General features: G+C 62.3%; 24 protein-coding genes and 1 tRNA gene. 16 read left to right on the plus strand and 9 right to left on the minus strand.

Translation table 11 applies throughout. The annotated features are described in order from the left end of the window. Positions 1–313: 313 nt before the first annotated feature. The 8 genes from AB7008_RS43040 to AB7008_RS43075 all read left to right on the plus strand — a co-directional run bounded on the left by AB7008_RS43040 (position 314) and on the right by AB7008_RS43075 (position 5,672). Positions 314–688 (plus strand): hypothetical protein, encoded by a 375-nt coding sequence (locus tag AB7008_RS43040; RefSeq protein WP_441260827.1) that lies wholly within the window; start codon positions 314–316, stop codon positions 686–688. Then, complete coding sequence (locus AB7008_RS43045; protein ID WP_212504665.1) at positions 685–999, plus strand: hypothetical protein; 315 nt, start codon at positions 685–687, stop codon at positions 997–999. Before AB7008_RS43040 ends, AB7008_RS43045 begins: the two co-directional genes overlap by 4 nt. Then, a complete protein-coding gene (locus tag AB7008_RS43050) occupies positions 996–2,516 on the plus strand; it encodes a hypothetical protein (protein ID WP_441260828.1) in 1,521 nt (506 codons plus the stop codon). Before AB7008_RS43045 ends, AB7008_RS43050 begins: the two co-directional genes overlap by 4 nt. Then, the gene (locus tag AB7008_RS43055; protein WP_441260829.1) at positions 2,513–2,866 is read left to right on the plus strand and encodes a hypothetical protein; all 354 of its coding nucleotides are present in this window, start codon (positions 2,513–2,515) and stop codon (positions 2,864–2,866) included. The genes AB7008_RS43050 and AB7008_RS43055 overlap by 4 nt, the downstream gene beginning before the upstream one ends. 10 nt (positions 2,867–2,876) lie before the next feature. Next, the gene (locus AB7008_RS43060; RefSeq protein WP_441260830.1) at positions 2,877–3,521 is read left to right on the plus strand and encodes a hypothetical protein; all 645 of its coding nucleotides are present in this window, start codon (positions 2,877–2,879) and stop codon (positions 3,519–3,521) included. 2 nt (positions 3,522–3,523) lie between these two features. Further along, positions 3,524–3,964, plus strand: coding sequence for a hypothetical protein (locus tag AB7008_RS43065; protein ID WP_441260831.1), 441 nt, complete (start codon positions 3,524–3,526; stop codon positions 3,962–3,964). Between the two features lie 20 nt (positions 3,965–3,984). Then, positions 3,985–4,347 carry a hypothetical protein gene (locus AB7008_RS43070; RefSeq protein WP_441260832.1) on the plus strand — a complete coding sequence of 121 codons (363 nt, stop codon included), beginning with the start codon at positions 3,985–3,987 and terminating at the stop codon, positions 4,345–4,347. Positions 4,348–4,916: 569 nt separating this feature from the next. Next, the gene (locus AB7008_RS43075; protein WP_441260833.1) at positions 4,917–5,672 is read left to right on the plus strand and encodes a hypothetical protein; all 756 of its coding nucleotides are present in this window, start codon (positions 4,917–4,919) and stop codon (positions 5,670–5,672) included. Positions 5,673–6,049: 377 nt separating this feature from the next. On the opposite strand, the gene AB7008_RS43080 is transcribed toward AB7008_RS43075, so the two are convergent. Both AB7008_RS43080 and AB7008_RS43085 read right to left on the minus strand, forming a co-directional pair. Then, positions 6,050–6,697 carry a hypothetical protein gene (locus tag AB7008_RS43080; RefSeq protein ID WP_212451938.1) on the minus strand — a complete coding sequence of 216 codons (648 nt, stop codon included), beginning with the start codon at positions 6,695–6,697 and terminating at the stop codon, positions 6,050–6,052. Continuing rightward, on the minus strand, positions 6,694–7,575 hold the full coding sequence (locus AB7008_RS43085) for a ComEC/Rec2 family competence protein (protein WP_441260834.1): 882 nt from the start codon (positions 7,573–7,575) through the stop codon (positions 6,694–6,696). The genes AB7008_RS43080 and AB7008_RS43085 overlap by 4 nt, the downstream gene beginning before the upstream one ends. 300 nt (positions 7,576–7,875) lie before the next feature. Here AB7008_RS43085 and AB7008_RS43090 point away from each other — a divergent pair, with 300 nt between their 5' ends. The 4 genes from AB7008_RS43090 to AB7008_RS43105 all read left to right on the plus strand — a co-directional run bounded on the left by AB7008_RS43090 (position 7,876) and on the right by AB7008_RS43105 (position 10,158). Next, entirely contained in the window at positions 7,876–8,118 is a 243-nt protein-coding gene (locus AB7008_RS43090; protein WP_441260835.1) for a hypothetical protein, read from the plus strand. A gap of 255 nt (positions 8,119–8,373) precedes the next feature. After that, positions 8,374–8,547 (plus strand): Arc family DNA-binding protein, encoded by a 174-nt coding sequence (locus AB7008_RS43095; RefSeq protein ID WP_212451944.1) that lies wholly within the window; start codon positions 8,374–8,376, stop codon positions 8,545–8,547. After that, positions 8,547–8,825 (plus strand): hypothetical protein, encoded by a 279-nt coding sequence (locus AB7008_RS43100; RefSeq protein ID WP_441260836.1) that lies wholly within the window; start codon positions 8,547–8,549, stop codon positions 8,823–8,825. Before AB7008_RS43095 ends, AB7008_RS43100 begins: the two co-directional genes overlap by 1 nt. 253 nt (positions 8,826–9,078) lie before the next feature. Further along, positions 9,079–10,158 (plus strand): tyrosine-type recombinase/integrase, encoded by a 1,080-nt coding sequence (locus AB7008_RS43105; protein WP_441260837.1) that lies wholly within the window; start codon positions 9,079–9,081, stop codon positions 10,156–10,158. Between the two features lie 9 nt (positions 10,159–10,167). On the opposite strand, the gene AB7008_RS43110 is transcribed toward AB7008_RS43105, so the two are convergent. The 3 genes from AB7008_RS43110 to AB7008_RS43120 form a co-directional block, all read right to left on the minus strand. Beyond that, positions 10,168–10,242 (minus strand) — tRNA-Glu (locus tag AB7008_RS43110). Positions 10,243–10,381: 139 nt separating this feature from the next. Next, the gene (locus AB7008_RS43115; protein WP_441260838.1) at positions 10,382–10,972 is read right to left on the minus strand and encodes a DUF2846 domain-containing protein; all 591 of its coding nucleotides are present in this window, start codon (positions 10,970–10,972) and stop codon (positions 10,382–10,384) included. Positions 10,973–11,070: 98 nt separating this feature from the next. Then, positions 11,071–11,415 (minus strand): hypothetical protein, encoded by a 345-nt coding sequence (locus tag AB7008_RS43120; protein ID WP_063985478.1) that lies wholly within the window; start codon positions 11,413–11,415, stop codon positions 11,071–11,073. Between AB7008_RS43120 and AB7008_RS43125 the strand changes: the two genes are divergently transcribed. The 3 genes from AB7008_RS43125 (at position 11,414) to AB7008_RS43135 (ending at position 14,296) form a co-directional block, all read left to right on the plus strand. After that, on the plus strand, positions 11,414–12,421 hold the full coding sequence (locus AB7008_RS43125) for an RluA family pseudouridine synthase (RefSeq protein ID WP_028159454.1): 1,008 nt from the start codon (positions 11,414–11,416) through the stop codon (positions 12,419–12,421). The genes AB7008_RS43120 and AB7008_RS43125 overlap by 2 nt on opposite strands. Positions 12,422–12,637: 216 nt before the next feature. Beyond that, complete coding sequence (gene rpoH / locus AB7008_RS43130) at positions 12,638–13,537, plus strand: RNA polymerase sigma factor RpoH (protein ID WP_014492123.1); 900 nt, start codon at positions 12,638–12,640, stop codon at positions 13,535–13,537. Between the two features lie 417 nt (positions 13,538–13,954). Beyond that, a complete protein-coding gene (locus tag AB7008_RS43135; protein WP_028159452.1) occupies positions 13,955–14,296 on the plus strand; it encodes a hypothetical protein in 342 nt (113 codons plus the stop codon). Between the two features lie 7 nt (positions 14,297–14,303). On the opposite strand, the gene AB7008_RS43140 is transcribed toward AB7008_RS43135, so the two are convergent. The 4 genes from AB7008_RS43140 to AB7008_RS43155 all read right to left on the minus strand — a co-directional run bounded on the left by AB7008_RS43140 (position 14,304) and on the right by AB7008_RS43155 (position 17,861). Beyond that, positions 14,304–14,930 carry a peptidoglycan recognition protein family protein gene (locus AB7008_RS43140; protein WP_441260839.1) on the minus strand — a complete coding sequence of 209 codons (627 nt, stop codon included), beginning with the start codon at positions 14,928–14,930 and terminating at the stop codon, positions 14,304–14,306. A gap of 34 nt (positions 14,931–14,964) precedes the next feature. Further along, positions 14,965–16,176 carry a GGDEF domain-containing protein gene (locus AB7008_RS43145; RefSeq protein ID WP_441260840.1) on the minus strand — a complete coding sequence of 404 codons (1,212 nt, stop codon included), beginning with the start codon at positions 16,174–16,176 and terminating at the stop codon, positions 14,965–14,967. A gap of 643 nt (positions 16,177–16,819) precedes the next feature. Next, a complete protein-coding gene (locus tag AB7008_RS43150) occupies positions 16,820–17,431 on the minus strand; it encodes a LysE family translocator (RefSeq protein WP_441260841.1) in 612 nt (203 codons plus the stop codon). A gap of 55 nt (positions 17,432–17,486) precedes the next feature. After that, positions 17,487–17,861 carry a response regulator gene (locus AB7008_RS43155; RefSeq protein ID WP_441260842.1) on the minus strand — a complete coding sequence of 125 codons (375 nt, stop codon included), beginning with the start codon at positions 17,859–17,861 and terminating at the stop codon, positions 17,487–17,489. 120 nt (positions 17,862–17,981) lie between these two features. On the opposite strand from AB7008_RS43155, the gene AB7008_RS43160 reads away from it, so the two are divergent. Continuing rightward, positions 17,982–18,812, plus strand: a complete 831-nt coding sequence (locus tag AB7008_RS43160; RefSeq protein ID WP_441260843.1) for an SDR family NAD(P)-dependent oxidoreductase — start codon at positions 17,982–17,984, stop codon at positions 18,810–18,812. Positions 18,813–18,830 lie beyond the last annotated feature (18 nt).

Consider the following 18,830-nt stretch of genomic DNA (forward strand, 5'->3'; position numbering starts at 1 on the left):
AGCGACCGCCCGTTTGTTGCGTTAGCCGGGCGGCCACCGGCGTCGATGCCGACTCGTTCGCTTTTCAGCGACTAACGCCGCGAAGACGACGATCCCCGCGACATCAATTGCGATTGCGTAGGTTTCGTACAGCAACAAGTGTCCCCCTGTGTTGCCGCCCAGCCTGCGCAGCAGGCTAGTCGATTCCAGCATCCCTTACGCTGGGCTCGATGGGGACCCGGCTGCACGCAACTCGTGCATAAGTCGTTGATTTTTAACAATAATTACGAAGATGTAATTTTGGAAAATAGGAAGTTCGCGTTACGTTCGCACTATGCCGAACGTCATGCCGAACGCCCCAACCGACCATCCGACGAAACCAGCACCTCTTCGGGGCTGGTCGCGCTGGAAAGAATTGCAGGCCATGCGAGCCGCGCAGCGCGAGCAGATCGCCGCCGGTCTCCTCGCCGGTCTCGGCCGAGAGCCTGGCGAAGCCGACAGGGTTGCGGCGAAAACCATTGCGGCGATGCAGGTGGAGGCGGAGCGCCTCGAGACCCTTGGCAAGTCCGCGCTCGAGCAGCGCCGCATTGTTGCGCAGCTGTTGAGGCAGTCCGGCTTTAAGCCGGCACCACCGGGACCGGCAAAGTCCGCCCCTCCGTCTTTAGAGGACTGGTGGAACCAGACCAGCGCGGAAGGCGGTCAGCCGTGAGCGCATCACCGACACGCCGCCTGCAGGCCGTCTGCGATGTTCTCGACGCTCACGAGCAGCATCGTCGGATGCTCGATGGCCACCTGATCGCGATCGTCGGATCGCTGGGACAGATCCGGCCATTTCACGGAGTTCTTCAGGTCTCGATCCAGCAGAGGACCTCAGCCATGTCAGCCCGCCGGCTGCTTGACAGCGGCGTGCTCGGCGTCGGCTCGAATGGCGAACTGAGGATCAGCCGCCTGCCTCGCGCCGATGAAGCGGTCACCTTGCGCGATTTGCTCGGCCTCGCCAGGAGGCGGTGCACGCCATGAAGCGCACCGGCTTCCCCGATATCGTAACCGCGATGTCCGACCCGAGGTTGTTCGGGGCGATGTTTGCGGGCGCATCCTGGGATGGCTGGCGCGCCGTGTTGCGCGGCGCCTTCGCTTTGTCGATGTCGCCCTCCGAAGTCGAATTCTTTCGCTCCGTCACGGGCCGCGAACCGCCCGGCAGGCGCGTGAAGGAATTGGACATCATTTCCGCTCGCCGCACCGGCAAGGATTCGGTGGCATCATTCCTTGGCGCCTACATGGCGACGACCTTTCGGTCGAACGGCAAGGTGAGGCCGGGCGAACGGCCGATTGTGATGCTGCTCGGCGCCGATCGCTCGCAGGCGCGATCATTACTGAATTACGTCAAGGGCTACTTCGCCGAGATCCCGCCGCTGGCGGCAATGGTCGGAAGAGAAACGCTCGACGGCCTTGAGTTGACGTCCGGCGTCGACATCGTCGTCGCAACCGCCGACTTCAAACTGGTCCGCGGCCGCACCGTGTTGCTCGCCATCTTCAACGAAACCGCCTTCTGGCCTTCGGAAAACTCAGCCAGTCCGGACGTCGAGGTTCACCGCGCAATTCAGCCTGCGATGGCGACGCTGGGTGACGAGGCCATGATTGTCATGATCTCATCGGCTTATAAGCGCGACGGTTTGTTGTACCAGCGCTGGAAGAAGTACTACGGAACCGACGATCCTAACGTGTTGGTGGTCAGGGCCACGGCCCCCCAGCTCAATCCGCTGATCTCGCAGGCGACGATTGATGCGGCGCTTGCTGATGATCCCGAGGCCGCCAAGGCGGAATGGTTCAGTCAGTGGCGCGACGATCTCGCCAGCTACATTACACGGCAAGAGATCGAGGCCTGTGTCGATCGAGGCATCGCCGTGCGGCCCCATCAGGCCGGTGTCCAGTATCAGTCATGGATCGATGCATCAAGCGGCGCCGGCAAGGATTCGATGTGCGCGTGTGTCGGGCACCGCGTCGACGACAACACCTTCGTCATCGACTGCATTGTCGAGATTGCTCCACCATTCTCGCCGCCGGATGCATGTTCTCGAATTTCGAGCACACTGCTCAGCTATGGCATTACTCGCACCATGGGAGATCGCTGGGGTCTCAACTTTGTTGCAGCCGAGTTTCAGCGGCACGGCATCACCCTCGAATACAGCGACAAGAACCGCTCCGATATCTACCGCGAGAGCCTGCCGCTTTTGACGTCCAAACGCGCTCGGCTGATCGATAACGAAAGGATGATAGGCCAATTTGCCAACCTCGAAAGGCGCTGCCTTAGCGGCGGTCGCGAGGTTATCGACCACCCGCAACGTGGCGGCCACCACGACGACGTCGCCTTGGTTGTGGCGGGTTGTCTGGTCGCACTCGCGACGCCGCTATCCGGTGCCGCCGGCTGGATCGAGTTTTATCGACGCCTCACCGAAGAGCCTAACCGGTTTAACACCGACTATGACGACATCCAGGCCCCAAAGTATGGGTGGAGTTTCGATCAGGAGATTAGATGATGCAAACTATCGCACAGATCGACGCCGCGTTAATGCGGTTGCCAGTGTCGCCGACGAGCGACGCGGATATTGCCGAGCGCGCGCGGCTCGTATGGCGACGGAGCGAGCTCGAAAGTGAGGCACGCGCGGCAGCGTCGCGGCCGAAAGAATTGACTGGCAATATTCTAGTCGTCGTCCCCGACGACACGTCGCAGATCCAGACCAGACGTGGCCGGCTCATCAACGCCGAAGAGGTCGACGGCAAACGTGTGGTTCGATTGTTTCCGGCTGAGTTCAGAGACCTGATCATGGGCGGCCGCAACAGTCTCGCCTGGCAGAAGGCTAACGAGGCCTTGCTGGGGCAGATCTGAGGACGCCGTGATGAACATCGTCGAACGAGTCGGAGGGATTGGAGTTGCCATAATGGCCTACAAAACGACCTATGAGGTTGAGACGGACGTAGCCGTCGAACTGTCTAGGAAACTCTGCGACCTGGAAAATCAGCGTCAAACAGCGATCGAACGATTGCAGGAGCAGCTACAACGACGTCAGCGACAGCTCCAAAAATTCTCGAGCAGCTGCGACGGGCTCGACAAAAGCGCAACCTCCCTGATGAAGCGCTTATCGCGCGAAAGCCGGCAGAGCTTAACAACCAGCGCCTTCGCGAGCAGCTTCGACGGTCTCACCCGCGATTTTACTGAGCTCTCAGAGCTTTCGAAGACGATTTCAAAGCACATCTGCTCGATCAGTTCGATCCAGGGTGAGATGATTGCCACGCAGGGCGAACTAAAAAAAGCCTTGGACCGCCGAGACGCGGCCTTTCCTGAATTTCGGATGTGGTGGATGGCCCAGCATTGCGGACCGATGCCGGCTCCGCCTTCATTCGGCGTCGCGGACAAGTCCACCGACGGCAGCAAAGGCGATCGCGGCCTGGCACCATTGTCGAAACCCACCAAAGAGGTCGACCCGTCATCCGCGGTCGGCGACGCAGTGTTGCGGCATCGCCCTGACACAAGGAGCTTCTGATCATGAGGATGAATAAACTGGTCGAGACTGGCGCACTAAAGAAGGATGTAACTATTGCGGATATCGAGCGCGCCGCGCTGACAAAAGCAGCCGATCGTGGTCGACCAGGATCCGGCACGTTCGGGGTCAATCGGCACCACAATGACGCGCAGTGGACCGAGTTCACGGTGCCGATCAACAACAAGCCCGTGCGGGTAAGGCGCGTCGATAATGCGATTGTCGTGGCCGGGGTTGAAATCGGCCTGGGGCAGCTTGCCCCTGAGGTTCAGCGTCAGTTCGAGATCGCCACCGGGAAACTCGACGGCGCCGCGCTCGCCGCAGAGTCCGACCTCCTCGCCGTCCGCGCAGCGCGAGAACAGATCATCGCCGCCGTTCAAGCGGTTATGAGCGACAGGGCATTTTTGGACAGGATCATCGTCGCGGGCACTCGCCGCGTGAAGTGAAGTTTCAAAGGAGAGAACCAATGACAATGCGCATGCTGAATATCAACAATAACGCCGTCGTCAACGCAGCCGCAGGGCCGACTGACATCGGCACGGCGCAAGCCCGCAGGTACTATTCCTGTGCCGCCGGTGCGTTTGTCGACGTCCCGGGCTTCGCTACCGGCGACGCCGCGCAGATAAGCTCGAGCGCAACCAGAACCAGCGGCGACACTCCTGGGTCATTGTCGGTGACCGGACTCTTCACGGTCGGCAGCAGCGGCGCGACCTCTTCGAGACCGGGAAATCCTAGCCTTCGCGACCTGCACGTCGACACGACGTTGAGCGCGGTGGTCGTGTTCGATGGTGCGAGTTGGCGAAATCCTTTGACGGGCGCGGTGGTGTGAACACACGGCTCGCGACCCGCATCGGCGGCTTCTCTCCATTGGGGAGCCGGTGGTCGCGCCCGGCGGCGGGGGGCGTTTTGATCTCCCTTTGGCGCCCCCGCCGCTAACTTCTTTCCTTCAAGCGCGTGCAGCCCATCCAACTGCGAGCGCTCGGGGGAGCCGGCGAGGTCGACCGTGGATGTAGCGGCGGCTTCGCTTGGCGACCTTTTCACAAGGGCATGCGATGACCAAACTATTTGATCTCGTTGGCTTCGTCGCGACACTGATCCTACGTGCCGTCCAAGGCGCGTTTGATGTCCGCAATGCTCCCGACAGCGGCGCGCAAGCGGACATTGCACGAGGTCCGCGAAGGGCCAGCAGCGGACCCGGCAGATTTGCCGCCAAAAGTGCACCCACGCTGACCTATAGTGAGCTCGTCATCCGGCGCTATCGTCCCTGAACCTTTGCGAGATTTCCGGGACTAACTTCTACAGGCTGCGAGAACGACGGCTTCCCGATGTGAACGGGCCGACCATAGTGAAGTGATAGTCTAAAGTTTTTAGCGCGCATTTGCGCAAAAGAGGTCCGTTATGGACCGAACAGCTGGCAAGAAAATCAGTTGCCATGCCATACAGTGTCATTCGCCAGGATGGCGCCATGGTGGCATCCTCATCGTTGCGACGCTCTGTACCGCATGCACTCTCCTATTCGCGAGCGAAGCCAGAGCTCAATGCACGGCGCGAGATGTCCTGCAGAACCAACTGAAGCTCAAGAAAGCTCCCCCAGCTGATAGGCCGCAACTTCTAATCAAATCCGCCGTCGATGTCCCCATGTGGAAGAAGATCACAATCGGGACGTTTGCAAATTTCTTTGCCCTTAGCAACGCAATGGATGCGGCAGGTTGCGGCATCGGAAACTCGGCTGGCGAAATTCTCGCGCGACCGACCTTTACCCTTAGCGTCACGAAAACAAACGTAGAGCTTTTTGCGGTGTCGGCAGCCGAACTGGGGTTTCAGACCGATACTGCGTCGCTGACGGACATCTATGCGCGCGCCAAACAGTTGGGTTTTGGCCTTGCGGCGGCAGAAGTCGGGCCACAGCTGAGGCTTCAATATTTTGACCAGCCGATGGGTGAATTTCTTATCATCGGAATGGAGCCAATCAGGACGTGGAAGGGCGCTCCTGTCATCTTAAATGTAGCTAATGGCGGAGCGGGACTAATTCTCATCGGCCAAGATGGCAGCGCCGACGCACAGATCCCCGTGGCGTCCCGTTTTGTATTTGTGCGGACCAACGAAGCCGCTCCTGCCGAGGAGCAAGAGGCTGTAGCACTTCGCGATCGCTGAATTTCCAAGCACGCGCAGGACGCAAGATGCCAGAACACGTGGTCGGCAGTCTTCCGCAACCGAGAGCCGAAGGTGGCGAGAGACCCGGCGCGAGCCTCGCGATCGCCAATGTCTGCACCGGGTCAAAATGCGAAGAACTCAGTGTGAGCAAATCTAGTCCGCTGTGCCCCAACGAGCGGACCTCAATGAGGCGTGCCGCTGCTTTCCTCAAGGGAGAAGGTGGCTTGAGGCTCTTCGAGGGGCATCCGGTACGTCCGTGCACCGTCGCGTCGCGATTTGCGCCGAATGGAGGAAGCTGCCGTCGTCATCGCGCTTGCGCCGGGCTACCGCGATCATTCGAAAGCGCGCCTTCGTCGTCGCTATGCGCGTAAGGCGTACTAGCGCTGCACAGGATTGGGCTTCACCCTCGTCGTCGAGTGGACGGCCAAAACATTACACACAAAGCGCGTGCCGCTGTGACGCGCGCTGATGGCGCACACCACGTACTGCAGGGCGAACAGGCCGCCAGCGATCCATCGACTTGCCGGCGGTGCCCCGGCGTACCAAAGCGCGGCTGGCACCAGCGGAATCAACAGCAACGACATTGCCGCCATGTCCCTATACATCAGGTACATCTTGTGCGCGTCCGCCACTGCAGGATCAGCGCCCACCAGCCTGTAAAGCTTGTACCACTTCGCGTTTTGCTCGCCTGGATCTGTCGGTAGCGCGCCGACGTTCTTGGCCAGCGCCTTCATGTCAATGCGGGCATCCGCCGGCGCGTATTCCGAAAATGCCCGGCTGCCTGGGAGCGGGTTGGCGATCCTCCAGTAGACCAGCCTCGCCTTGGCATCGTGCGAGAGCGGGCCAGTAAGCAGAAGGACCACAACCGGCAAAACAGCCGTCGAGCTTGCTCGCAGGATGGCCATCGTGCTGGCGCTCACCAACTCGGGCGCGACGAAGAACAACACCACGGCGGCATCGAACACGGCCAGCATGACCAGCCATTTGATGTTCGCGGCCTTCAGGGCATCGGAGCGGCTTTTCATCTCCGGTACTCGGTATCGATGTAGAAGGTGCCGCCATCATCCACTTCGAACTGAATCCAACCGTCGCGACGCGTGGTGAGCACGTGCCTGTTGCGCCCCGAGCTGCGCACGGAAACGCCGTTGGGGTAGTGCTTGGTCACCTGGTTACGGTACGCCTGGGCCATGTTCTGGGTATCATGCACGATGGCCTTGTCCGACATCACGACTGCCCGTGGGCGGCAATAGGTGAAGATTTCTTCGCAGTACCCATTGTCTCGGCCGTGGTGCGAGGCGATGAGGATATCAACTTTAGTGAGCATCGCGCGAAATAAGGGGTTAAGCAGCTGGTTTCGCCAGCCTGGTCCCTCTAGATCGCCAGGAAATAGAATGACGAATGGGCCAAACTTGATAAACACGACAAGGCTCAGGTCATTCGTCGTCTGGAACTGCGGCCAAGAGTTGTAGAACATGGTGGCCGTGATGCCCCCCATGCTGGTGTTGAACGGGTTCTGGATCGGCGCGGTAAACGTGCCGAGGTTTTGCATGTAGCGCTTCGCGTCGCTTGTCAGGGGACCACTCTGGCGCTTCACCGCCTCGAACGCTTGAGGCCCAAAGGTCGGGTTGTGATGCATGACGGTCACGTTGATTCCAGCGTCCCACAGGCTCTGAAGGCCGCTCATGTGGTCCTGGTCGGCGTTCGTGATGAATAGATAATCGAGCTCGTATCGGCCAAGCGTTCGCGTGATGTACTCCGCTGGAGTCCAGTCGTGTGTATCGCCGCTGTCGATCATCGCCAGCCTTCCGCCGAGATCGCCCCCAAGTGTCGGTGTCACGTGCTGAACCATCGCGCACGCCCCATGCTCCACGTCCCAGACGCGGAGCCGCATTACCCCAGGCATTTTACCCCCAGTTGCAAGGTGATTCGCTGAAGGCAGAGAATGGCACGTTATGCGAGCATCGATGAGTAAATGCCCGTTTATCCCGCTTATTCACAGGAAGGCGGGGAGCATCTGAGCGCTAGTTGGTGAGCTGCGGAGGCCCCAGCAAAGGTCAACCGCATGTGATCAGAATGCACCAGAGTGGTGCACTGCGCGCTCCCGAAACAGTACAGACTTTCGCGCGTCGCTCATCCCGAGCGGCGGGCCAGCCAGGCGCGGGCACGCCTGACCAGCCCTTCCTTAAGCACCGTGGAGCAAGCCATGATGATCAAGGCAAATGCCGACTACATCGAAGTGGAGCCGGAGTGTTACCAATACCTGTCTGATGGCAAGGTTCGAGCCGTCCTCAAGACACGCGCGGGTGATCGCATCTCATACGTGATGTCGATGGGTAGCTTTTTCCGGTCTGTCGATCTTGCGACTAGAGCGATGAACGAAAACCTCTCGGCGTCCCTGAATGCGATCAGCGGCGACAACATCGCCGAGCGCGTCGCCGTGCTCTGATCGCGCCAGCATCACCGACAAGGCCCGCCGATCACCCGGCGGGCTTTTTCCGTTTTTCAATCACGTTTCCGTATAATCCGTTACCAATACCGCGCCAGCGCCTCCCCAAGACAATCGATTTAAATTCATGAGCAACATCAACGTTGGCTGTGCGTGGGGACCCTTGTTGCGGCGACATGACATTTGCTGGAAATTAGCTGCATCCGTGCAATATTTTACGCATCGCTAATCTAGTTTTTTGACCAGGAGCACGATGTGAATCAATCCCATGACATGACGACTTTGACGCTGAAGGTCCCAGGCGACGTGCGCGAAAAGCTGAAGGCCTGGGCTACGCATAACGTCACCAGCATGACGGCCGAATTGGTCCGTAGCGTCCGCGAGCGCATGGCCCGCGAGCGCGCGGAGCGCGAGCAGGCGGTGCGCTGATGATGGCGACTGATCTCAACGAGATTACTCGCATCGCTGCTCTAGACGCGCTTGAGGAATATGTGCGCGATCTGGAGCGACTGCCAGACCGCGACCAGGGGCTCGTTATTATCGCAAGGAAATTACTGGTCGGTCAGACGTATGAAGTCGCTGCGCCCGCCAACTTCGACCGAGACCGAGTCCTGGCCCTGGCCCAAGCGATCGGCGCGAAGGTTGACATCAGCGAGACAGATCATGGACTGACGCGCGTTACGTTCACGCCTGCGGCGCGGCAATGACTTGATCCATGGCCAAACAAGCCGCCCTGCCCCCTACACTTCCGCCGCGCTTGATCGGGCGCGAGGCGGCGGCGGCATATGTCTCGGTTTGCCCTAACACATTCGACCGCATGGTGTTGGACGGGCGCATGCCACGCGCCCGTGTTCTAGGGGACAAACGCAAGGCGTGGGACGTGAGAGAGCTTGACTTGGCCGTTGAGGCGTTGCCCCATGAGGGTGAGGCCTTGGTCGCCAGCGACGTGGGATGGACCTGATGCCCCGCAAGCTCCCGCTGCATGTCGAACGCAACACCGTCAAAGGCAACACGTACCTGTCATTCAGGATACGCAGTCAGAACGGGCCACGCATCCGCCTGCCCGACGATCCGACATCGGAAGAGTTTCGCCTTGCCTACGCCGCGGCGATGGGCGGCACACAGAAGCCCGCCACGAAGAAGGACTCGCCCGACAGCATCTCCGCGAAGATCGACTCCTACATGAGGAGTGCGGCCTATACCGGGCTTAGCGGCTCCTCAAAGGATGGTTACAGCTCTCGGCTCGAGCAGATCAGGACCGACCACGGCCACCGTGCGTTCTCCGGTCTCACCAAGGAACGCATTGAAACCTTCATTCTGGCACCGCTCGCCAACAAGCCGGGGGCCGCGCTCGATACGCTGAAGAAACTTCGCATCCTCATCAACCATTTCAAGCTGACGCCAGACCCGACCGCCGGAATCAAGCGGCCGAAGGGAGGCGAGATCCGGGCCTGGACCGATCGTGAGCTTGCCGCCTATGAACGGCGCTGGCCACTCGGTACCAAGCAACGCACCGCTTATGCGCTGATGCTCAACATGGGTACCGCCCGCGTCGACACGCATCTGTTGACGTGGCATCAGGTCGACGATGGCGCCTGCTACCGCCGGCATAAGACCGGCGTACAGGTCGACATGGACGTGAGTGAGGATCTGGAAAAGGCGCTGGCAGCGATGCCGCGCAAGCATGTCGTGGTCATCACCACGGCCTATGGCAAGCCGTTCACGGTCGACGGGTTCAGCCGATTCATGCGCGATGCGATCACCGCCGCCGGCTTAACCCTATCGTGCCAACCGCATGGCCTGCGCAAGACGCTCGGCCGCCTGCTCGCCGACGCCGGCTGCAGCGCTCACGACATAATGGCCGCGCTGGGCCATACGACCTTGGCCGAGGCCGAACGCTACACCCGCGACGCCGATCGGAAGCGCGGCGGCAAGCGCGCGGTCACGCAGCTTAATGAACATCGGAAGAACAAACCTTCCCAAACCACACCGGGAAGTTTGGGAAAAGCGGCAAAAAGCGATGGGAAAACAACGCCATGATTGCCCGGCTGGCGCTCCCTAGGGGAATCGAACCCCTGTTTCAGCCTTGAGAGGGCCGCGTCCTAACCGCTAGACGAAGGGAGCGTGAGGGACAGGACATAGCCGCGAATTTTGTCGGCGGCAAGCCTCGATCGGGGGCGAAAGTCCCGGATATGCACGGTCAATGCGGCTCAAGCTTAATTGCGGGGCGGGCCACCGCACCCCGCGAAACTGCCGGGAACACTCACGGATGCTTCAGTTTCTCGATCGCCGCAGCGCCGGCGGCTGGCTCGAGGCGGAACAGGCCTGCGCCCGCAAAGGCGGATTTGAACGGCGAAGAGGAGCGGATCTGCTGGCCGCTGCTGCCGGCGACGGCCTGATTGAGCAGATCCTGGCCGATGGCGCCCGTCCGCTGCGTCCCGACGCCGAAATAGTAGGTCTTGCCGGCCTCGACAGGGACTTCAACCTCGTAATCCGTCATGGACAGCTTCATGTGGGAGGCGATCTTGTGGACGCCCGGCGGCCGGTCGACGAAGAAGAACGTCCCCATGTCGACCTTTCCGACGGACTTGCCGTCGATCAGGATTTCCGGCGAGGCTGCCATTCCGCCCATCGCGCCGAAAATGCCCTTCTCGCGCAGGAAATAGAGCCGTGCGTTGCGCGAGCCCGTTGGCTTGGCCTGCACCGCGGGTTGTTTGGCCGGCGCGGCTAGTCCAGCCTGCCTGGCAGGCGCTGTGGGCTGCTTGGCCGGCTCTGCGAGCGCCGCAAATCCAGCGCATCCGCACGATCCGACAACGAGCGCAATTGCAACGACGCGCGACTTGATACGTCCCATTCCCAGTCCCAGCCCAACTTCCCAAGCCCAAGAGCTAAATCAGAAGTTGCGCGGCAAGACAAACTGGACCGGAGAACGATCAACAGCCGCGGCCGGCCTTACGGCTCATTGGCAAATTTCAGCTTTCCTGCCGGCTTCAGGGTGTGGGCGTCGAAGGTGCGGATCTCGATGACGCCGCCCACGTCCAGCGTGACCACGAGGCGGTCGCCGGCGACCCCGGTCGAGACGATCCTGGCGCCCTTGGGCAGGGCGGCGGTGACGTCGCCGGCCATTTCGGACGCCCTTCCCTCCGACTTGAAAAGGCGGTAGCCCACCGCGATCAGGACGGCGCAGATTGCCAGCGCCGTGGTCAACCCCGCGATCAGCATCATCCGCCGCACCCGCGCGAACAGCGCGGCCTGCTCGGGGCTCGGTTCGGGAACAGCGGTATCAGACGTCGTCATGGATAGCTCAGGCTCTGCGCAAAGGTTGGAAGTTGTCGTCGCCGGCGACGAGGGCTCGGCCCGCCTCGACCGCGTGCTGGCGGTGCACCTCACCGACCTATCGCGATCGAGGCTGAAAGCCCTGATTTTGGCGGGCGCGGTGAGCCTCAAGGACGCCCCGATCCGGGACCCCGCTTATCACGTCACATCCGGCGATACGATCACAATCGACGTGCCGGAGGCGGCCCCGCCGGAGCCCAAGGGCGAGGACATTGCGCTGGATATCGTGTTCGAGGACGACGACATCGTCGTCCTCAACAAGCCGAAGGGGCTGGTCGTCCACCCCGCGGCCGGCCACGAGACCGGCACGCTGGTGAATGCGCTGATCGCCCATTGCGGAGGCTCGCTCTCCGGCATCGGCGGGGTACGCCGGCCCGGCATCGTGCACCGGCTCGACAAGGACACGACCGGGCTGATGGTGGTCGCCAAGAACGACCTTGCCCATGCCTCGCTCACCGCGCAATTCGCCGACCACGGCCGGACAGGTGCGATGCGCCGCGGCTACATGGCCTTCGCTTGGGGGCTGCCGGGACGCCATCGCGGCACCGTCGATGCGCCGATCGACCGCCACCCCTATGCGCGCGAGAAGATGGCGGTGCGCCAGGGCGGCCGCGAGGCGGTGACGCATTGGGAGCTTCTGGAGAGTTTCGCGGGGCGTGACGGCAAGCCGATCGCCTCCCTGCTCGCCTGCGAGCTCGAGACCGGACGCACCCACCAGATCCGCGTCCATCTTGCCCATATCGGCCATCCCCTGATGGGCGACGCCGTCTACGGCCCACATTTCAAGACCAAGGCAAACCACCTCGGCCCCGAGTCGCAGGCGACTCTGGCTACGCTTGGGCGGCAGGCCCTGCATGCCTATTTGCTGGTATTGGAGCACCCGAGAACCGGAGAATTACTCCACTGGGAAGCGCCCCTGCCGGAGGATTTGCTTCTCCTTCAGGGCGCCCTGAAAGCGGCGCTATGACGCAGGCCGCCTTGGAAAAGCGTTACATTACAAAAAGTTATAGCTGCCACACGGGGACGTGACGTCAGCAATCCTTCCCTTTTTGACCCCCCATGGGGTATATTGCGCCTGCGTTGGAAATGACCAACGGAACATCGCAGCTACGGCCGGCTTTAACACAGCGGTCGTCTGCCTGGCCCGCCGCTATCGGGGGCCTGAACCTTGGAGGGCTTCATCATGGCCCGTACCGCTGCTTTGCCGGTCCTCAATGGAGAATCCGGCCTTTCTCGCTACCTCGCCGAGATCCGCAAGTTTCCGATGCTGGAACCCCAGCAGGAATACATGCTCGCCAAGCGTTGGCGCGAGCATGACGATCGCGACGCGGCACACCAACTCGTCACCAGCCATCTCCGCCTCGTGGCCAAGATCGCCATGGGCTATCGCGGCTACGGCCTGCCGATCTCCGAGGTGGTCTCGGAAGGCAATGTCGGCCTCATGCAGGCGGTGAAGCGTTTCGAACCCGAAAAGGGGTTCCGTCTCGCCACCTACGCGATGTGGTGGATCAAGGCGTCGATTCAAGAGTACATCCTGCGTTCCTGGTCGCTCGTGAAGATGGGCACCACCGCGAACCAGAAGAAGCTGTTCTTCAACCTGCGCAAGGCCAAGAGCAAGATCAACGCGCTGGACGAGGGCGATCTCCGCCCCGACCAGGTGAAGATCATTGCCAAGCGCCTCGGCGTCACCGATCAGGACGTGATCGACATGAACCGCCGCCTCGGTGGCGACGCGTCGCTCAACGCTCCGATCCGCGATGACGGCGAAGCCGGCGAGTGGCAAGACTGGCTGGTCGACAACACGCCCAACCAGGAAGCGATGCTGGCCGAGCACGAGGAGTATGACGAACGCCGTGACGCGCTGAACGGCGCCATGGGCGTGCTCAACCCGCGCGAACGCCGCATCTTCGAGGCTCGCCGCCTCGCCGATGAGCCGATGACGTTGGAAGACCTTGCCGCCGAGTTCGGCGTGTCGCGCGAGCGCGTCCGCCAGATCGAAGTCCGCGCCTTTGAAAAGGTGCAGGCCGCGGTCAAGGGCACAATTGCGCGGGCGGAACAGGCCGCGCTGGAAGCCGCGCATTAAGCGGGCTTTTTTCGCAATAGATATTGGCGGATCGACAACAGACAGAAAGCCGGCGGCAACGCCGGCTTTTTTGTTTGCGGCGATGCGCTGTTCGAGAGGAGCGCCATGCGCCATGCTTCGTCCAAGTGATGCGACGTGCGGCCTCCACACTCGGTGTCATGCCCCGGCTTGGGGCATCCAGTACGCCGCAGCGCCAATCGCGAGAGCGATATCTCCAACGAAGGCTTCTGGACTACTGGATCGCCCGTAAACCGGGCGATGACAGCTGTGGCTGGGGTCGGCAGAGAAGCCTGTGAGATCGCCATCGCAGTCTCCTGCTCCTAGCCGACATAGAACCGGGCTTGCCTTGAACCCGCGCGTCCGGTCAACCGACCCAGAATGATCGGGCCGACGGCCTCAAGCGAACGGACACCAACCGTGTCGATCATCCTGCAATCCACCGTCGGCGGCTTCTCCGCCCAGTTCATGCGCAAGCTGCCGCTGGTCGAGCAGGCGATGCGCGAGCACGGGCTCGATCCCGCGGAGTTCGTCATCTCCAAGGACTATGCCTCGACAGCGACGATCCCGCTCATGGGCCCGTTCTTCTATAATTACAGCGTGTTCTTCGGCGATGAGAAATTCACCGTCACCGAGCCGAACGACATGGTGTTCCTCGACTACTTCTTCAAACGCGTGCTGGCGTCGGACGGCCCGCCGGAATTGCCACGGCGGCCGGGATTGATGCGACGGCTGTTCGGATGGATGGCGCAGCCGGTTTAGCTGCTCGTCACTCCCCCCATGTCCGCGCCAGCGTCGCGAGCCAGCAGCCTTCGCAATAGCGGGCGTCCTTGTAGTCGATCCAGTTGTGCGCATAGACGTGGTCGAGCGGGATGCCGTAGCGCGCGCGCAGCACCTTCACGAGGATCTTCCAGGCCGCGACCTGCGCCTCGGTCGGGCCCGCGGTGACATCCGGATAGTTGCCCGCGAACTCGACGCCGATCGAGTTGTCACGCACCACCTGGCGATAGGTCGATCTGTTATCGATGTATTTGTTGTCGTTGCGATTGGCGCCGTCGCCATGGGTCGGCACCAGGTTCTCGGCGACTGCCCAATAGACCGTGCCGTCGGTCTCGACCCACACGGTGACGCCGCGGCGCGTCGGGTTCTTCGACTGCTCCGCCGCGCCGCCGCGCGCCGAGCCTGTCGGCCCCTCGGTCTGGTGCACGATGATGTTGCGCCAGGGATGAGCGTCGCGGACATCGCCCCATGGTGCGAGCCAGACCATTTTCAGGCCGGGAATGTCAGGCGTGCCGGAGACGCGCGCGATCTTCGCGAGTTCGGCGTCCGTTGCAGCGGCTGGGGTGAGCAGAACAAGGGCGGCGAGAAAAGCCGCGAGCAGGCGGAGGATCATCATGCGGGTCCAAGACGGACCCAAATCCTAGCAGGCTTTATGCGAATTTGCGCGTGGCCTCGCCGAGCCCGGGCCGCTCGGGCGAGAGCGGCGGGGCCGGATCGTAGACGGCAAAGTCGTTCTTGCCGTTTTTCTTGGCGTCATAGAGGGCGTGATCGGCATGGGCGATGAGGCGGTCCGGAAACTGGCCGATGCCGCGGTCCCATTCGGCAACGCCGATCGAGATCGCGATCGGGATGTCCCTGGTTGTACATCCCGCGGCGTCCTGGCGGCAGACCTCGAGCACGCGGCGGGCGATCGCGGCAGCTTCGCGCAGGGACGAGGACGGCAGCACGACGCAGAACTCGTCGCCGCCGGTGCGGGCCAGCATGTCGCCGGGCCGCAGCCGCGTTTGCGCCATCAGGGTGAAGTGCTGCAGGCAGGCATCGCCCGCGGCATGACCATGGGTGTCGTTGATGGCCTTGAAGCCGTCGAGATCGATCACCAGCAGCGAGAACGGCTCGCCGCTGCGCTCAGACCGGGCGCATTCCTCGGACAGGCGCTGCAACAAATGCCGCCGGTTGGCGACGCCGGTGAGATCGTCGAGCAGCGCGAGGTCGGCGACCTCGTTGCGCAGGCGATCCATCGCCATCAGCAGGAAGCCGAAATTGAGCGTCATCGACAGGAACAGGAGGCCCAGCACCATGACGCCATGAGCCTGACCGCCGGCGCGCGCCGAGAAATCGTGGCCTAGCAGATTGCCCAGCGTGCGAACCGCAAAGATCCCGATGATGGTGAGGATGACGATGCCGGACAGCCGCGCGCCCGGGCTGACGCGGCCTTCCGGCGGCGCCAGGAGCAGACGCAGCGCCAGCACCAGCGGCAAGGCCTGGCCGAGCGTGTAGCTGAGCATGCGCAGCTGCATGTGCTCGAAGCCGACCATGAAGAACACGACGCCGGCGAGGCTTAGCACCCCCGTTGCGGTCATGACGCGCCACGAGACCGGCCGGTCATAGAAACGCTGAATGCCCATGGCGGCGAGGCAGCTCGCCGCGATGATACCGGCAGCGCCAACAAGAAGCGGCAGGGGAGAGTCGACGAACAGACGGACCAGGGCTGTCATCGCGCCGGTGGCGCCGACGAACGACGATGCCATCCAGAACCGCGCGGCCGCAAATTTCGGATAGGAGCGCGTCACGTAGGCCCAGATCAGGCCAAGCGCCAGGAAGTTAACGACGAAGACCGTCCAGAGTGTCGGTACGTTCAGCATGGCGCGTGCGGCACGCGCAGCGTCGCACCCCCCGTCTCTGGCAGCCGCTCGTCCATGACCCTTCCCCGCGTTCTTGCGCAGAAGAATGCGCGGATTGCACTTAACGGACCCTCACCGCGATCCGCGAAACCTCGCCCTTGGTTTTGGATTCATGAACAGAGCGCCGCGATTATCGGATCGTTAGGCATGTCGCGGCCTCCCTGCGCGGCCACGCCGATGCGCGTCGCGATGCGGATTCGCGGGCAAAAATCACCCGAAAATGCATCTGAGCTGTGGATAACGTAATGACACAGATGTGACAGCACGGGGCAGAGACCTGCGAATCTGCTGAGTTTGTGGTCGAGGATGTTGCGAGGCTGGCCCTCCGCCGAGCATCCCTCGTGTCGCGTTTAACCATGAACCCTTGAGAGGATACTATGGCTAAGAAAGCGAAGAAGGCGAAGAAGGCGACGAAGAAAAAGGCCAAGAAGGCCGCGAAGAAGAAGTAGCCAGCATGTTCTTTGCCCGGGTGGAGCCTCGCTCCGCCCGGGCGTCGGGTAAGGGTCGAGAGAGTTTGATGATGGCGGGCGCAAGGCCCGCTTTTTTATTGCTCCACGCTCAGCTGCGGCTTCTCCCCGCAGGCGGGGAGAGATGAAGGCGAAGCCTACCGCTCCGCAAACGCCAGCTTGGCGCCAAGCGCGGCAAAGCCGGCGGCGAAGCTGCGGCGCAGCCAGGCCATGACACGCGGGCGGGAGATGACGCGCTCGCGCACCGACGCCGCACAGAGACCGTAGAGGACGAACACCGCAAAGGTCGTCGCCATGAAGGCGCCGCTCAATTCCAGCATCCGCGCCAGCACATGGGCTTCATCCACCGCGATGAACTGCGGCAGGAAGGCCAGGAAGAAGATCGACAGTTTCGGATTGAGGATGTTGATCAGGAAGCCGGTGACGATGACACGGCGGCTCGACCGCTCCTTGATCTCGCCATCGACCGCCAGCGCTCCGGTCTCACGCAGCGCCTGCCAGGACATGTAGAGCAGATAGGCGACGCCGCCCCATTTCAGCGCGGCGAAGGCGAGCGCGCTGGTGTGCAGCACCGCAGCAAGCCCGAGCATCGCAGCCATCATGTGCGGCACGATCCCGAGCGTGCAGCCGAAGGCGGCAGCGATGCTCGCGCGCGAGCCGCGGGTCAGCGCCGCAGCCAGGGTGTAAAGCACGCCGGTGCCGGGCGAGGCGACGACGATGAGCGAGGTGAGCAGGAAGGACAAGGTCATGGGCAGACCTTATCACCGCGCCTCGCGGCAAGAAAGCGAGCTCCCGGATCGACCGTCAGGACAGCTGCGCGAGCTCGGCCTCGCGGAGCACGTCGAGCGGCGCCCATGGCTTGGCCCAGAATTTCGCGCCGTCGGGCAACGGCTGCGCCAAGGGGCGGCCGGAGGTGACGACGATATCGAGCTTTGGATTGCGGTCCCTGGCGACGTGCGCAAGCTCGACCCCGTTCATGCGCCCCGCAAGCTGGACGTCCGTCAGCATCAGACAGAGCGCGCCAGCGCCCTTGTCAAGCACCCGCTGGGCAGCCTCGGCGCTGTCGCACTGGATGACCTGGTAGCCGCTCTCCTCCAGCAGAAGACTGAGCATCTCCCGCTGCATGACGTCGTCTTCGACGATCAGCGCCGTTGCGCGAAATGGTTCTGCCTGTCCCATGGGCCGCTCCGATGCTTGCTTGCGTGACCTATATTAAGGAGCCAGTTCGTCCCTGGTTCAGTTCCGTCATGGAAAAATGTAAAACATGGTTCCACATGACGGGCTTGATAGGGGGACATCATGACTGCAATTCGCGGCGCGGCCGCCATCACGGGAGCGGCAAGCGGAATCGGCCGCGCGCTGGCGATCGAGCTCGGCAACCGCGGCTGCGATCTCGCGCTCGCCGATCGCGACGAGGCCGGATTGAAGACGCTCGCCGCCGAGATCGGTGCCGCACGCAAGGTCAGCGTGCATCGCGTCGATGTCAGCGAGCCCGGCGACATCGCCGAGTTCGCGCGTAACGCGATCGCGGCGCATCCCGCGCTCGGCATCGTCATCAACAATGCCGGCGTGGCGTTGATGGGGACGTTCGAGGAGATCGACCAGGCGCAGATGGAGTGGCTGTTCGACATCAATTTCTGGGGCGTGGTGCACGGTACGCGCGCCTTCCTGCCGCATCTGAAGACGCTGGCGGAGGCGCACATCGTCAACGTCTCCTCGATCTTCGGCATCATCGCGCCGCCCGGACAGTCGGCCTATGCCGCCGCCAAGTTCGCGGTGCGCGGCTTTTCAGAGAGCGTGCGGCACGAGCTTGCGGTGGCAGGCAGCCCCGTAAGATTGTCGGTGGTACATCCCGGCGGCGTTGCCACCGCCATCGCGCGCAATTCGCGCACCGGGGTCGGCGTCACCGACAATGCGCGCCGCGCGCAATCGATCGAGCGGTTCGAGAACGCGGCAAAGACCACGCCGAAAGACGCCGCGCTGCGCATCATCAAGGGCATCGAGAAGAACCAGCCCCGCATCCTGATCGGCAACGACGCCCGCTTCATGGACATTCTGCAGCGCTTCCGCCCCGGCACCTATTGGGCGCCGTTGCAGCGCAAGCTGGAGAAGATGGCGAAGGGGACGTGAGCGTTGTTTACTCCCACC

It is taken from the genome of Bradyrhizobium sp. 521_C7_N1_3 (genome assembly GCF_052075975.1).
Lineage (GTDB): Bacteria > Pseudomonadota > Alphaproteobacteria > Rhizobiales > Xanthobacteraceae > Bradyrhizobium > Bradyrhizobium japonicum.